Raw genomic sequence first — 14,947 nt, forward strand, 5'->3', positions numbered from 1 at the left:
ATTTTTCCTCATTCTAAACAGTCAATCAAAGGAAGAACTTCTAAAAAATCCCTCTTGTCAACATGATGTGGTATTTCTTTTTTCAGCACTTCTTTAGCACAAAAAGCAATTCCCAGGCCTGCAGATTTCAACATCAATAGATCATTGGCCCCATCACCGATTGCAACTGTTCTTTCTTTAGGGAGTTTGAGTTCCTTTCTCCATTGTTCTAGAGTTGCTTGTTTGACCTCGGGACTGATAATTTGTCCAACTAATTCCCCTGTTAAAAAATCTTCTTTGACTTCAAGTTGGTTGGCAGAGAAATGGGTAATGCCAAGGGATTTAGCTAGTCTCTCAACTATTGGTGTAAATCCACCAGACACCAGACCAACTAGGATGCCATTCTTTTGGATAATGGAAATGAATTCCCGGGCATTTGGCGTTAAATGAATAGAGTTAAAAACTTTCGCAAAGACCGAAACAGGAAGACCTTTCAACAAGGAAACTCTTTTACGTAAACTGCTTTCAAAGTCTAACTCCCCTTGCATCGCCTGACTTGTAAGCTGCGAAATTTCCTCCTCACAACATGCCTCTCTTCCCAAAAGGTCAATCACTTCTTCTAGGATTAAGGTGCCGTCAACATCCATGATACACAAGCCTTTTATTTGAGACATAAGCTCTCCTCTCTAAACAGCCCAAAAATCGTATGAAGTCATCATACGATTTTATCTATTAGTTAACTAAACTATGGTACAAGTCAAGGTATGATTTGCAGGCAGTATCCCATGAGAAATCACACTCCATAGCTTGTTTTTGTAAGTTTCTCCAAACATCAGGATGGTTTCTATACAAGTCCAAAGCTGTTTGGAAAGTCCAATTCAACCAGTAAGGAGATAGATTGTCAAAGCTAAAGCCAGTGCCGCTTCCTTCGATTGGATTAAAGGCTTTAACGGTATCTCGCAAGCCACCAACTTCATGGACCAATGGCAAGGTTCCATAACGCATAGCCATCATCTGAGACAAGCCACATGGTTCAAAACGACTTGGCATGAGGAAGAGGTCACAAGCTGCGTAGATTTCTTGAGCTAGTTTGACATCAAAAGTGATATTTGCTGATAGCTTGTCTGGATAGATTTGAGCAAACCATGAGAAAGCACCCTCAAAAGCTGGGTCTCCAGTTCCCAAAAGAACAATCTGAACATCATTTTGCAAGATATGGTGAAGACTTTCGACCACCACATCAAAACCTTTTTGACGTGTCAAACGAGAAACAATTCCCACCAGTGGAACGTCAGCTCTAACTGGCAAGCCAACTCTCTCTTGTAATTTTGCCTTATTCTTGGCTTTTCCAGACAGATCTTCCTGATTAAAATGATAGTCTAAAAGGGCATCCGTCTGAGGATTATAAAGGTCAGCATCAATCCCATTCACGATACCAGAAACTTTACCAGACTCCATCCTAAGAATCTGATCCAAGTTACATCCAAACTGACTAGTCATAATTTCATGAGCATAACTAGGTGAAACAGTTGACACACGGTCTGCGTAAAGAATACCAGCCTTCATCCAGTTCAGACAGTTGTTCCAGCGAAGGGTACCATCAGCATAACGTTCAAAGCCAACTCCAAACAAATCACCCAACATTCCTTCTGAAAATTGTCCCTGGAATTCCAAATTATGAATGGTTAAAACTGTTTTAATGCCCTCATAGGCTTGAATCCAACGGTATTTTTCCTTTAACAAGAAAGGAATCATAGCTGTATGGTAGTCATGAACATGGAGAAGGTCAGGAATAAAGTCAATTCTTTCCATAGCCTCAATGGCAGCCAGTTGGAAGAAAGCAAAGCGTTCTCCGTCATCAAAATCACCGTAAACATGACCACGGAAGAAATAATATTGGTTGTCAATAAAGTAGAAGGTTACACCGTTTAAGACGGTTTTCTTAATTCCACAATACTGTCTGCGCCAACCAACACTCACCTCAAAATGAAGAAGATCTTCAATCTGATTTCCAAATTTAGCCTCTACCATATCATAGTAGGGGAGAATTACTGCAACTTCATGTCCTGCTTTTACCAGTGATTTTGGAAGAGCGCCAATGACGTCTCCCAAACCACCTGTTTTTGAAAAGGGTGCACCCTCCGCTGCTACAAATAAAATTTTCATGAATGAATATCCTCTGTTACTTTAGCACCTTTCTTAACGACGACTGGATGTTCTGCAGTTCCACGGATCACAACTCCATCCGCAACTTCAACACCCTTGTCCAAGATAGCATATTCTACCTGAGCACCTTCTCCAATAACAACACGAGGGAATAAGATGCTATCTTTAACCAAGCTATCCTTATGGACATGAATATTACGTGATAAAACAGAATTAGCCACTTGACCTTCAATGATACTACCAGAGGCAAACTGAGAAGTGCTTACCTTAGATGTATTAGCATAGTAGGTCGGTTCTTCATTCTTGACCTTTGTATAAATCTTTTGATTTGGTGAGAAGAGAGAGTAGAATTTTTGTGATTCAAGCATATCTTTGTTAGCTTTGTAATAAGACTCTACAGAATGAATATTTGCTAGATAACCTGTGTACTCGTAGGCAAAAGCCCCTTCTTTTGCAGCTAAATCCCGTAAAACATAACGCAATTTCTCTGGATGTTCTTTCTTAGCTTCTTCTTCTAAGCGTTCAATCAACCACGGTGTATCAACGACAAAGATATCTGTAGACATATTGTAAACTTCATCTGTTGATTTACTATCAAAGAGTTTGTGAGAACGAACATGGTCTGTTTCATCCACTTCCAAGATTGCATTTACTTCGGAAATATCTTTTTTAGGTAGTTTTTTATAAACTACAGTGATAGGCCCCTTATTTGCACTGTGTAGGTGGAATACTTGGTTCAGATCAATATTAATCAAAACATCACAGTTAAGTGAAACTGTTTGGTTTGAACCAGAACGTTTCAAATAAGTAAGAAGCTGATGATAGTATTCTTTTCCAACTGTACTACTTTCCACACGGGTATTGTAAATACCTAGATAATAGTGGCTAAGAAGGGTTGACAAGCCCCACTCACGCCCAGAACGGATATGGTCAAAGACGGAGCTGATATTGTCTTGTTGGAAAATACCGAAAATACTACGCACACCAGCATTAGCAAGACTTGAAAGCGGGAAGTCAATCAAGCGATATTTACCACCAAAAGGCAAACTAGCTACTGGACGATGGTCTGTCAGTGTTGACATATCATGAAAACCAACTGTGTTTCCTAAAATGGCAGAATATTTATCAATCTTCATCTGTTGCTACCCCCACTACTTCGTCATATCCTACAACTTGTACTTCTTCTGTTCCATCAATTTCGACACCATCAGAAATAACTGCACCTTCACCAATAATGGCACGTTTGATTTTAGCTCCCTGACCAACAATTGCTCCACTCATAATAACTGAATCAACAACTTCTGCCCCTTCGCGAACTTGCGCCCCTGTTGAAAGGATAGAATGTTTGACAGCTCCATCGACAAAACAGCCATCGACAACCAAAGAATCTTCCACATGAGCATTTGCACCAAGGAAGTTTGGTGGTGAAATCAAGTTTCTTGAGTAAATCTTCCATTGACGGTTACGGCTATCCAAGGCATTTTCTGGAGAAATGTACTCCATGTTGGCTTCCCAAAGCGACTCAATAGTACCAACATCTTTCCAGTAACCATTAAATTCATAGGCATAGACACTTTCACCTGACTCAAGGTAATTTGGAATGACATTTTTACCGAAGTCTGACATATCCACATTGCTCTTTTCAGCAGCGACTAACATATTGCGCAGACGTTGCCAATCAAAAATGTAAATCCCCATAGAGGCTTTGGTAGATTTAGGTTGGGCTGGTTTCTCTTCAAATTCTACAATACGATTGTTAGCATCGGTATTCATGATACCAAAACGGCTTGCTTCTTTAAGAGGGACGTCTAAAACCGCTACTGTCAAGCTGGCATTATTATCCTTGTGAGACTGGAGCATATCATCATAATCCATTTTGTAGATGTGGTCCCCAGATAGAATTAAGACATACTCAGGATTAACACTGTCGATATAGTCGATATTTTGGTAAATAGCGTGGCTAGTCCCCTCAAACCAACGATTTCCTTCACTTGCAGAATAAGGTTGAAGAATAGAGACACCAGAATTGATACCGTCTAGTCCCCAGCTTGAACCATTCCCGATATGATTGTTGAGAGCAAGTGGTTGATACTGGGTGATGACTCCAACATTGTTGATGCCTGAGTTGGCACAGTTTGAGAGAGCAAAGTCAATGATACGGTAGCGCCCACCAAATTGCACAGCTGGTTTTGCAATGCTTTGAGTGAGTTTACCGAGACGAGTTCCTTGCCCACCAGCAAGAATCAAAGCTAACATTTCATTCTTCATTTTCTACTCCTTTTTGGTTTTTACTTGTGACGGTTTTAGTAGGTTTCAAGCGACGTTTGATTTTCCAAACACTTGCTCCCATAGCCGGTAGGGTAAAGGTCAAGGTCTGCTCATAATCTTTCCATAGACCTTCTTGCGTTTGCACAGTTTGATTGTGTTCTTTCCAAACGCCTCCCCACTCTTCTAACTCAGTATTCCAGACTTCTTCGTAAATCCCTGCAACAGGAAGTCCGATTGTAAAATCTTTTCGTTCAACAGGTGCCATATTAAAGATACAGACTAACATATCATCCTTCTTACCCTTACGGATGAAGGAAAGAACACTCTGATCTCGATTATCCGCATCGATGATTTCAATACCATCATAGCTGGTATCGATTTCCCACAGACAGCGGTGGTCTTTGTAAAACTGGTTTAGCTGAGAAGTGAAATACTTCATCTTAGCATTCATTGGATCTTCTAGATTAGACCATTCCAACTGTTCTTCAGATTTCCATTCTAGGAATTGCCCATATTCACTACCCATGAAGAGCAATTTCTTACCAGGGTGACAAATTTGGTAAGTGTAGAGATTGCGCAAGCCTGCGAATTGATTGTAGCGATCTCCCCACATCTTGTGCATCATACTCTTCTTACCATGAACCACTTCATCGTGCGAGAATGGTAGGAGATAATTCTCCTTGAAGACATACATAAAGCTGAAAGTCACCAGGTTAAAGTCATATTTACGATAAATCGGATCTTCTTCATAGAAACGTAGGATATCATTCATCCAACCCATATTCCATTTGTAGTCGAAGCCAAGACCATCTGAATCCTTGGTGTCAGTAATCTGTGTTGCAGATGAGCTTTCTTCTGCAATCATCATCACATCTGGATGAACTAGTTTAATCACATTATTCAAGCGTTGAAGGAAATAATATCCTTCATAGTTGAGATTGCCACCATCTTTATTAGGTGTCCATGGAGCATCATCGTAGTCAAGATAGAGCATGTTGCTAACCGCATCCACGCGAATACCATCTAAATGATAAAAATCAATCCAAAACTTAATACTAGAAATCAAGAAAGACTGAACTTCATTCTTTCCAAGGTCAAAATTGAGTGCTCCCCAACCGTAGTTATGAGCCTTATTATGGTCTTGGTATTCAAAAGTCGGTGTTCCATCATAATAAGCTAAGGCATCGTCGTTAATAGTGAAGTGACCAGGTACCCAGTCTACAATAACGCCTATATTGTTTAAGTGACATTCCTCAACAAAATCTTGAAACTCTTCAGGGCGACCATAGGCATGCTCTAGAGCAAAGTAACCCATAAGCTGATAGCCCCAACTCAAACCTAGTGGGTGAGACATCAGGGGCATAAACTCAATGTGAGTATAGTTCATCTCAACCAAGTAAGGAATGAGTTCATCTTTCAATTGAGCAAAACTATAGGGGCTGCCATCAGGATTTCTCTTCCAAGAGCCAGCATGAGCCTCGTAAATATTAACAGGACGCTCTTCAAAGCTCAAGCGTTTTCTACGGGCTAGCCAGAGACCATCCTTCCATTTCTTTTCTGGAATATCTGTTAAAATAGCACCAGTCCCAGGTCGTGCCTCATACCGTACAGCCAAAGGGTCAATCTTCATCAGCTGATGACCATTTGCACGTGTGATATGGTACTTATAAATTTGGCCTTCTTGAGCAAGACTGGTAAAGACTTCCCATACTCCAAATTCATTCCGTTCCATCGGAATTTGATTTTCAACCCAATTGGTGAAATCCCCTACCAAGTGAACAGCCTGAGCATTAGGCGCCCACACACGAAAAGTATAGCCATACTCTCCATTTTTTTCTTCCCTATGAGCTCCCAGATAGTGCTGGAGGTGAAAATTTTCACCTGTCATAAAGGTTTTTAAAGCATTATTCTTATCCATACACCCTCCTAATTCTGTAAGCGTTTTCTATAGATTTATTATACTACCTTTTTAGGGAAGATTCAAGTAAATTACGAAATTTGCAAAAAAATCTTTTGAAAGTCTTCAACAAATTCACTGATGTATTCACTTGTAAATCAAGAAATTTTCAGAAACGCTTTGAAAACGAATTGTTTTTTAATAATACTATCACAAAGTTCGTTATTTAGCTAACAAAAATATAATTTTAAGTAAAAAAATAAATCAGGAAACGAATCTCCTGATTTTATTAACAGATAAAGCACCACAAATGAATTTAAATTGAAAATCTATTCTACAAAACTTTAAAGACGCTGGCACTGACGCCACCAACCATGTCTTTATCACTTAAATGGCTATTAGTCACCAATAGTTCTAGATTTCCAGCATTTTCAAACTGGAAGTCTTGCCCTTTAGCATTAAATACAACCAGTAAATGTTCTTCCCCTTGAATCTCATAGACAATCCAACCACTATGTTCGTTGGCTGAATGAACAAAAACATGATGGTAAATCTCATCATAAGTTGGGTAAGAAAAGGCACTGCTTTCTGTCTTCAATCGAATCATCTGACGGATAAACGCAATACTATCTTGACGCTCATTAATCAAGTCCCAGTTCACTTGGTTCACACTGTCTGGAGCATTATAGCTATTCATAGCACGTTCTCTATCATCATGGGTCAACTCACCATTTTCACCAGTCGCAACCAGTTTGGTACGACCAAATTCTTGACCGATTTCCATAAAGGCCATCCCTTGCATGAGTAGGTTCATAGCTGTGGCTGTCTCAACCTTGCGCATGATTTGCTCTGAACTTTGGTCTGGATGTAGGGTTGCCAACAAATCGTGAAGATTGTAATTGTCATGGGCTTCCACATAGTTAAGTACTTGGTTTGGATGTGTATAGGTACCTAATTCACGACTGCCTAGGATTGCTTTGGCAAGAATTGGCTCTGTCGCAGCACCGCTGACAAAACCTGATTTAATTGCACCGTAAACTTCTCCACCTTTGACAGCATCACGCTGATTGTCATTAAAGAAACCAATATTTGGCATCTGGTAGGCATTGTCTTTCTTAGCCTTATCATAAGGGGCAAGACCTGTTCCCATATCCCAACCTTCTCCATAAAGGATAATGTTAGGATCAATTTCGTCCAAACTTTGACGAATCATCTGCATGGTCTTAACATCATGAATCCCCATCAAATCAAAACGGAAGCCGTCAATATTGTATTCCTGCACCCAGTATAGAAGAGAATCAATCATATACTTGCGGAACATTTCGTGTTCACTGGCTGTTTCATTTCCAACACCTGTTCCATTCTGGAAGGTACCGTCTGGATTCATACGATAATAGTAATCAGGGACTGTTGTTTGGAAAGGTGCATCAACAACTGAGAAGGTATGGTTATAGACCACATCCATAATAACACCAATACCTGCATCGTGATAAGCTTGAACCATGGTCTTCAAATCACGAATAACCTGAGCTGGATCATCTGGATTAGTTGAAAGGCTTGTTTCTGGTGCGTTATAGTTTTGTGGGTCATAGCCCCAGTTGTAGGTTACATTCCCGTCCTCATCGTATTCTTTGTGACGATCTGCGATTGGTTGCAACTGAACATAATTGTAGCCCAGCTTCTTGATGTAATCAAAAGCAGTTGACTGGCCATACTGGTTAACCGTTCCAGTCTGAGCAGCACCTAAGAATGTTCCTCTAAGATGTTCATCCACACCTGAGGTCGGAGATTTGGTCAAATCACGAATGTGCATTTCACAAATAACTGCCTTACATGAATTTGCCAAGCGCCAAGTAGCATCAGAACCGTGCTTGACCTCGAAGTTTGCAACTTGCTTTTCTTCATGGCTAAGGATTGCTGAACGTTTGCCGTCAGGACTGGTCGCAATAGTGTAAGGATCACGTGTCAAGGTTTGGTGATGAGGGAATTGAACTTGATACTGATAAGCCTTACCAGCCAAATCTTCCTCAACCTCCAAACTCCAGACACCGATTGTATTGTCCTTATGATTATAGGAGTAGCTATTGCCTCTTTCCATCTCAAAAGTTTTCCAAACTGGTGCATCATTAGTAGCTGATTCATAAACAACTACCTGCACTTCTGTCGCTGTCGGAGCCCAGAGAGCAAAATGCGCTTGATTATCCTCTACACGGCACCCCAATTCCCCTTGGTAACCCCAATGATGGTCAAAACTGGCACTATTAATAGCCTTATCAAAGGCAAAAGGATTTTGATTCTTATAGAAAGGACTGGCAATAGCAGGATTTTCAGAGTAATAAATCCTATCATCCCCTTCCAAAATCCAGACCTCTGTTAAGAGGGGATAGTGATTAAAACGGATAGCATATTCTTTACTGCTTTGACCTGTATGAACCACAAAATTCAAGCTTTCTAGGGCGTGAGCACTTGGATGTTCAAAACTAAATAAGGCACCAAAATAATCTTCTTTGTAGGTCAGCAAATCAATCCGCTGGTCCTGACTTTTTACAAAAGAGCAAGTGTCGTATTCTCCATTCTTACGATGGTAATGAATGCGCATAGGGTAGTTATACATTTTTTATTTTTCCTTTTTACTTCTTAATTTGTCTCTATTTGACTAATAAATTCTTGACCGATTTTGTCCCGATTAACAAACTAGTTATACTGTCTAAACTCTGGTTTTAAACGATCATTACAGAGTTTCTAGCCAAGCTTCATCTCGAACCTCGATACCAAGTTCTTGTGCTTTTTGCAGTTTACTTCCAGCATCTGCTCCTGCAACAACAAGGTCGGTCTTTTTAGAAACACTGCCTGTTACTTTTGCACCCAGACTTTCGAGTTTACTTTTAGCTTCTGAGCGCTTGAGACGTTCCAATTTTCCAGTCAATACAACGGTCAAGCCTGACAAGGCCGCATCTGCCACTACAGTCTGACCTTTATAATCCAGATTGACCCCAGCTTCTTTCAATTCTCTGAGGAGAATTTCAGAGCCTTCTGTCGCAAAATAGGTCTGGAGACTCTTGGAAATCACACCACCCAAACTCTCAATACTAGCGACTTCCTCTGGATCTGCCTGAGCCAGATTTTCGATTGAATGGAAATGTTGAAGTAACAGCTGACTGGCCTTGCTTCCGACATGGCGAATTCCCAAACCAAATAATAGTTTCTCAGCTGAGTTTTCTTTAGATGCTTGGATGGCCTGATACAGTTTAGAAGCAGACTTTTCCTTAACCCCCTCTAAAAGGAGGAAATCTTCTTCTTGCAAACGGTAAATATCCGCTACATCCTTGACTAGATTGGCAGCAAAGAGTTTCTCAACAATAGATGGACCAAGGCCTGTAATATTCATAGCATCACGAGAAGCAAAGTGAATCAAGCCTTCCATGATTTGAGCAGGGCAACGCGGATTGATACAACGGAGAGCCACTTCATCTTCAAAGTGCAACAAGCCAGAGTTACAACTTGGACAGTTTGTAGGGATATATAGTTTCTCTTCAGAAATCCGTTTGGACTCTACTACACGTAAAACGGCAGGGATGATGTCCCCGGCCTTATAGACGATGACCGTGTCGTCTTTGCGGATATCTTTTTCAGCAATATAATCAACATTGTGTAGAGTCGCACGGCTAACAGTTGTCCCAGCTAGTTGTACTGGTGTTAGATTCGCAGTTGGAGTCACCACACCCGTACGACCAACTGTCCAATCAACTGATAAGAGTTGAGCTTCTTTTTCTTCAGCTGGGAACTTGTAGGCTACTGCCCACTTTGGAGCCTTGACGGTAAAACCGAGTTCTTCTTGGCTTGCTAGGTCATTAACCTTGATCACCACCCCATCGATATCATAGGGAAGACTGTCTCGTTCCTGTCCTACTTCTTGGATGAAATTCCAGATTTCATCTATGTTTTCAGCCAGAATTCGCTTAGGATTGACCACAAAACCTAGTTGTTCAAGGTGCTTCAACACTTTTTCTTGACTATCTCGAGTTGAAGGGCTGGCTTCCTGATAAAGAAACGTTGCAAGATTGCGCTTGGCAACTACTGCTGTATCCAACTGTCGCAGGGTTCCTGCCGCTGCATTACGAGGATTGGCAAATTCAGGCTCTCCATTTTCTTGACGAGCTTGGTTGACCTGGTCAAAAGAAGCGCGTGGCATATAACATTCCCCACGAACTGTGATATCTAGTTCTTCTGGCAAGGTCAAAGGAATGTCCTTAACACGCTTGAGGTTTTCCGTGATATTCTCCCCAACAGAACCGTCTCCACGTGTTGCACCAGCAACTAAAATCCCCTTTTCATAAGTCAGCGAGATAGACAAGCCATCGATTTTCAGCTCACAAATATAGGTCGGATGGGCCACTTCCTTACGAACACGCGCATCAAAAGCTTCAAGCTCCTCACGTGAAAAAGCATCCTGCAAACTATAAAGAGGATACTGATGACTGTATTTTTCAAAACCATCTAAAACCTTGCCACCAACACGATGAGTTGGACTATCTGCTAATACTTGATCTGGATAGGCAGCCTCCAACTCAACCAACTCACGGTAAAGGCGGTCATACTCACTATCTGAAACCGACGGATTATCGCTGGTATAGTACTCAGTCGCATAGCGATTGAGCAAGGCGACCAACTCATTCATTCTTTTATTCATAAAACCATTTTACCATAAATTAAGCCCTCCTCACAATGGAGAAGGGCAGAAAACTTAGAAATCTTACACCTGCTCTGATAATTCTTCCCACTCAAGCATAGCTTCTTCCTGACGGTGGCTGATTTTGTCCAGTTCAGCCTGCAATTCCATGAGTTTATCTGCATCGTTGGTTTCCAGCATTTGTTCAGAAATGTCTTGGCTTTGACTTTCTAACTCTTCGATTTCAGCTTCTAGACTTTCAATTTGTCTCATGAGTTTGCGAACTTCTTTTTGACTTTCTTTCTGGGCCTGGTAGTCATTAACTGGACTTGATTCTTTTACTTGATTGTTAGTTGAAGCTTCCTCTATCTGACTGACTTCCATTTCAGCCTTTTTATCGACATAGTAGTCGTAATCTCCAAGATAGAGAGTTGATCCATTCTCAGACAATTCCAAAACATGAGTTGCTACACGATTGATAAAGTAGCGGTCGTGGCTTACAAATAGAAGAGTTCCATCAAAGTCAATCAAGGCATTTTCCAACACTTCCTTGCTATCAATATCCAGGTGGTTGGTCGGCTCATCCAGAATCAAGAAGTTATTGTTTTCCATAGACAATTTAGCCAAAAGCAAACGAGCTTTTTCGCCACCTGACAGCATGCCGACTGATTTTTTGACATCATCTCCTGAGAAAAGGAAGGCACCTAGACGGTTGCGGATTTCAACTTCTGGTGTCAGTTTAAAATCATTCCAGAGTTCATCCAGTACAGTATTACTTGGTGTCAGCTTGCTTTGGGTTTGGTCATAGTAACCAACCTCAACATTAGCCCCAAAGCGCTTTTCCCCCTTGATAAAAGGAATCTGGTCCACGATTGATTTAATAAAAGTTGACTTTCCAATACCATTGGGACCAACGATGGCGACAGCATTCATCTTACGAAGGTCTAGGTTAATCGGTTGTGACAGGACTTCCCCATCATAGCCAATAGACGCATTTTCAACAGTCAGGACAACATTACCCGACGTTTTTTCAGACTGGAAGGTCATGTTGGCTGCTTTCTTGCCAGCTTCCGGCTTGTCTAAGCGGTCCATTTTTTCTAGTTGTTTACGACGGGATTGGGTACGTTTGGTCGTCGAAGCACGGACTAAATTACGATTGACAAAGTCTTCCAAAGCAGCGATCTCCTTCTGCTGCTTTTCATAGTTTTTTGCCTCAGTAGCTAGTTTTTGCTCCTTCAACTCTACAAAACGAGAGTAATTCCCCACATAGCGATCCAAGGAATGCTTGGTCAAATCTAGCGTAATTGTCGCAACCTTGTCCAAGAAATAACGGTCGTGGCTGACAATAATGAGAGCACCGCTATAGTTTACTAGGTAATTCTCTAACCAAGCAATAGTTTCAATATCCAAGTGGTTGGTTGGCTCGTCCAAGACCAAGAGATTGGGCTTTTCAAGAAGCATTTTAGCAAGAGCCAGACGAGTATTTTGACCACCTGAAAGTTCAGCTATTTTCATCTGCCACATAGACTCGTCAAACTTGAATCCATTTAAAATCGCTCGAATATCAGCTTCATAGGTAAAGCCACCTGCTTGGCGAAAATTTTCAGATAAGCGGTCGTAATCTGACATCAGTTTATCCAAATCCTCACCAGACTTTTCACCCATCTCCAACTCCATCAGACGTAGTTGTTTCTCAGTCCGACGCAAGTCATCAAAGACATGAAGCATCTCATCGTAGATGGTATTTTCAGATTCAAAACGGCTATCTTGGGCTAGGTAAGACAGAGAAATATCTTTTTTCTTATTGATTTCTCCGCTAGTTGGCTCCTCTTCTCCAACCAAAATCTTCAAAAGAGTAGACTTACCTGCACCATTTTTCCCAACAAGGGCAATCCGATCTCGTTCATCAACCTGCAGGTTGATATTATCAAAAAGAACCTCTCCTGCAAAAGAACGTTCAATCTTATTAGCTTGTAAAATAATCATACAAGTAGTATAGCATGTTTCCCTAAGGCATTCAAGACTTGATAAACCGGCATATGACACCACTTTTCTGAAAATTATGCTACCGTTTTACTAAAACGCTAAAAAGTGCTATAATGTGAACGGTTAAAACAATTTACAAAAAGGAGAATTTCAATGTCTTACCAAGAAAATTACCAGAAATGGGTTGATTTTGCGGAGCTTCCTGATTACCTTCGTCAAGATTTGGAAAATATGGACGAAAAAACAAAGGAAGATGCCTTCTATACAAACCTTGAATTTGGTACTGCAGGTATGCGTGGCCTGATTGGTGCTGGTACAAACCGCATCAACATCTACGTTGTTCGCCAAGCTACTGAAGGATTGGCTCGTTTGATTGAGTCAAAAGGCGGAAACGAAAAAGAACGCGGTGTAGCAATTGCCTACGATAGCCGTCACTTCTCACCTGAATTTGCCTTTGAATCTGCGGCAGTTCTTGCTAAACACGGCATCAAATCTTATGTATTTGAAAGCCTTCGTCCAACTCCAGAACTCTCATTTGCAGTTCGTCACCTCAACTGTTTCGCAGGTATCATGGTCACAGCTAGCCACAACCCAGCACCATTTAACGGTTACAAGGTTTACGGTGAAGACGGTGGACAAATGCCTCCACACGATGCAGACGCTTTGACAACATACATTCGTGCAATCGAAAATCCATTTGCAGTTGAAGTTGCTGATGTGGAAGCTGAAAAAGCTTCTGGCTTAATTGAAGTTATCGGCGAAGCTGTTGACGTAGAATACCTTAAAGAGGTTAAGGACGTAAACATCAACCCAGCCTTGATTGAAGAATTCGGTAAAGACATGAAAATTGTCTACACACCACTTCATGGTACTGGTGAAATGTTGGCTCGTCGCGCTCTTGCCCAAGCAGGATTTGACTCTGTTCAAGTCGTTGAAGCGCAAGCAACTGCCGATCCTGACTTCTCAACTGTAAAATCTCCAAACCCAGAAAGCCAAGCAGCCTTTGCCCTTGCTGAAGAACTTGGTCGTCAAGTTGGTGCAGATGTTCTTGTGGCAACTGACCCTGATGCTGACCGTGTTGGTGTTGAAGTTCTTCAAAAAGATGGTAGCTACCTTAACCTATCAGGTAACCAAATCGGTGCTATCATGGCTAAATACATCTTGGAAGCCCACAAAAACGCTGGAACTCTTCCAGAAAACGCAGCCCTATGTAAATCTATCGTATCAACTGACTTGGTAACGAAGATTGCTGAAAGCTACGGCGCAACCATGTTCAACGTTTTGACTGGTTTCAAATTCATCGCTGAAAAAATCCAAGAATTCGAAGAAAAACACAACCACACTTACATGATGGGATTTGAAGAAAGCTTCGGTTACTTGATTAAACCATTCGTACGTGATAAAGATGCTATCCAAGCCGTTCTAGTCGTTGCTGAACTTGCTGCCTACTACCGTTCACGTGGTTTGACCCTTGCTGACGGTATCGAAGAAATCTATAAAGAATACGGCTACTACGCAGAAAAAACTATCTCTGTTACCCTTTCAGGTGTCGATGGTGCTGAACAAATCAAAGCGATTATGGCTAAATTCCGTAACAATGCTCCAAAAGAATGGAACACAACAGCTATCACTGTCGTAGAAGACTTCAAGGCTCAAACTGCTACTGCTGCTGACGGAACTGTTACAAACTTAACAACTCCTCCAAGTGATGTATTGAAATACACACTTGCTGACGGTTCATGGATTGCTGTTCGCCCTTCAGGTACAGAACCAAAAATCAAGTTCTACATTGCAGTTGTAGGTGAAACCAACGAAGAATCACAAGCTAAGATTGCTAACATCGAAGCAGAAATCAATGCTTTTGTAAAATAAAATCCTATAAAAGATGAGACAAACAAATCTCATCTTTTTTTCGTATCAAATCTAAGCAATTTTAGAAACTTTATGGCATACTAGACTTATCAATGAAAGCGAGGTAATCT

9 protein-coding genes are annotated in these 14,947 nt (G+C 41.1%); 1 reads left to right on the plus strand and 8 read right to left on the minus strand.

Translation table 11 applies throughout. The features are described 5' to 3' along the window. Positions 1 to 8: 8 nt before the first annotated feature. From serB to KB197_RS05620, 8 genes are all read right to left on the minus strand, one after another. Entirely contained in the window at positions 9 to 653 is a 645-nt protein-coding gene (serB, locus tag KB197_RS05585) for a phosphoserine phosphatase SerB (RefSeq protein ID WP_064276134.1), read from the minus strand. 58 nt (positions 654 to 711) lie between these two features. Continuing rightward, on the minus strand, positions 712 to 2,145 hold the full coding sequence (gene glgA / locus KB197_RS05590) for a glycogen synthase GlgA (RefSeq protein WP_212573796.1): 1,434 nt from the start codon (positions 2,143 to 2,145) through the stop codon (positions 712 to 714). After that, positions 2,142 to 3,281, minus strand: coding sequence for a glucose-1-phosphate adenylyltransferase subunit GlgD (glgD, locus tag KB197_RS05595; RefSeq protein WP_064276131.1), 1,140 nt, complete (start codon positions 3,279 to 3,281; stop codon positions 2,142 to 2,144). The genes glgA and glgD overlap by 4 nt, the downstream gene beginning before the upstream one ends. Continuing rightward, positions 3,271 to 4,413, minus strand: coding sequence for a glucose-1-phosphate adenylyltransferase (locus tag KB197_RS05600; protein ID WP_064276129.1), 1,143 nt, complete (start codon positions 4,411 to 4,413; stop codon positions 3,271 to 3,273). Before KB197_RS05600 ends, glgD begins: the two co-directional genes overlap by 11 nt. After that, on the minus strand, positions 4,403 to 6,331 hold the full coding sequence (gene glgB, locus KB197_RS05605) for a 1,4-alpha-glucan branching protein GlgB (protein ID WP_212573797.1): 1,929 nt from the start codon (positions 6,329 to 6,331) through the stop codon (positions 4,403 to 4,405). The genes KB197_RS05600 and glgB overlap by 11 nt, the downstream gene beginning before the upstream one ends. A gap of 313 nt (positions 6,332 to 6,644) precedes the next feature. Then, positions 6,645 to 8,924 carry a type I pullulanase gene (pulA, locus tag KB197_RS05610; protein ID WP_212573798.1) on the minus strand — a complete coding sequence of 760 codons (2,280 nt, stop codon included), beginning with the start codon at positions 8,922 to 8,924 and terminating at the stop codon, positions 6,645 to 6,647. A gap of 117 nt (positions 8,925 to 9,041) precedes the next feature. After that, positions 9,042 to 11,000 (minus strand): NAD-dependent DNA ligase LigA, encoded by a 1,959-nt coding sequence (gene ligA / locus KB197_RS05615; protein WP_212573799.1) that lies wholly within the window; start codon positions 10,998 to 11,000, stop codon positions 9,042 to 9,044. A gap of 63 nt (positions 11,001 to 11,063) precedes the next feature. After that, complete coding sequence (locus KB197_RS05620; RefSeq protein ID WP_212573800.1) at positions 11,064 to 12,965, minus strand: ABC-F family ATP-binding cassette domain-containing protein; 1,902 nt, start codon at positions 12,963 to 12,965, stop codon at positions 11,064 to 11,066. Positions 12,966 to 13,118: 153 nt separating this feature from the next. Here KB197_RS05620 and KB197_RS05625 point away from each other — a divergent pair, with 153 nt between their 5' ends. Next, entirely contained in the window at positions 13,119 to 14,837 is a 1,719-nt protein-coding gene (locus KB197_RS05625) for a phospho-sugar mutase (RefSeq protein WP_004254235.1), read from the plus strand. Positions 14,838 to 14,947 lie beyond the last annotated feature (110 nt).

Origin of the sequence: Streptococcus sp. 11-4097, assembly GCF_018215285.2 — a bacterium.
Taxonomy (GTDB): domain Bacteria; phylum Bacillota; class Bacilli; order Lactobacillales; family Streptococcaceae; genus Streptococcus.

Coding starts and splice junctions, on each gene's coding strand:
- serB (WP_064276134.1), bottom strand. CDS start 653: ATGTCTCAAATAAAAGGCTTGTGTATCATGGATGTTGACGGCACCTTA.
- glgA (WP_212573796.1), bottom strand. CDS start 2,145: ATGAAAATTTTATTTGTAGCAGCGGAGGGTGCACCCTTTTCAAAAACA.
- glgD (WP_064276131.1), bottom strand. CDS start 3,281: ATGAAGATTGATAAATATTCTGCCATTTTAGGAAACACAGTTGGTTTT.
- KB197_RS05600 (WP_064276129.1), bottom strand. CDS start 4,413: ATGAAGAATGAAATGTTAGCTTTGATTCTTGCTGGTGGGCAAGGAACT.
- glgB (WP_212573797.1), bottom strand. CDS start 6,331: ATGGATAAGAATAATGCTTTAAAAACCTTTATGACAGGTGAAAATTTT.
- pulA (WP_212573798.1), bottom strand. CDS start 8,924: ATGTATAACTACCCTATGCGCATTCATTACCATCGTAAGAATGGAGAA.
- ligA (WP_212573799.1), bottom strand. CDS start 11,000: ATGAATAAAAGAATGAATGAGTTGGTCGCCTTGCTCAATCGCTATGCG.
- KB197_RS05620 (WP_212573800.1), bottom strand. CDS start 12,965: ATGATTATTTTACAAGCTAATAAGATTGAACGTTCTTTTGCAGGAGAG.
- KB197_RS05625 (WP_004254235.1), top strand. CDS start 13,119: ATGTCTTACCAAGAAAATTACCAGAAATGGGTTGATTTTGCGGAGCTT.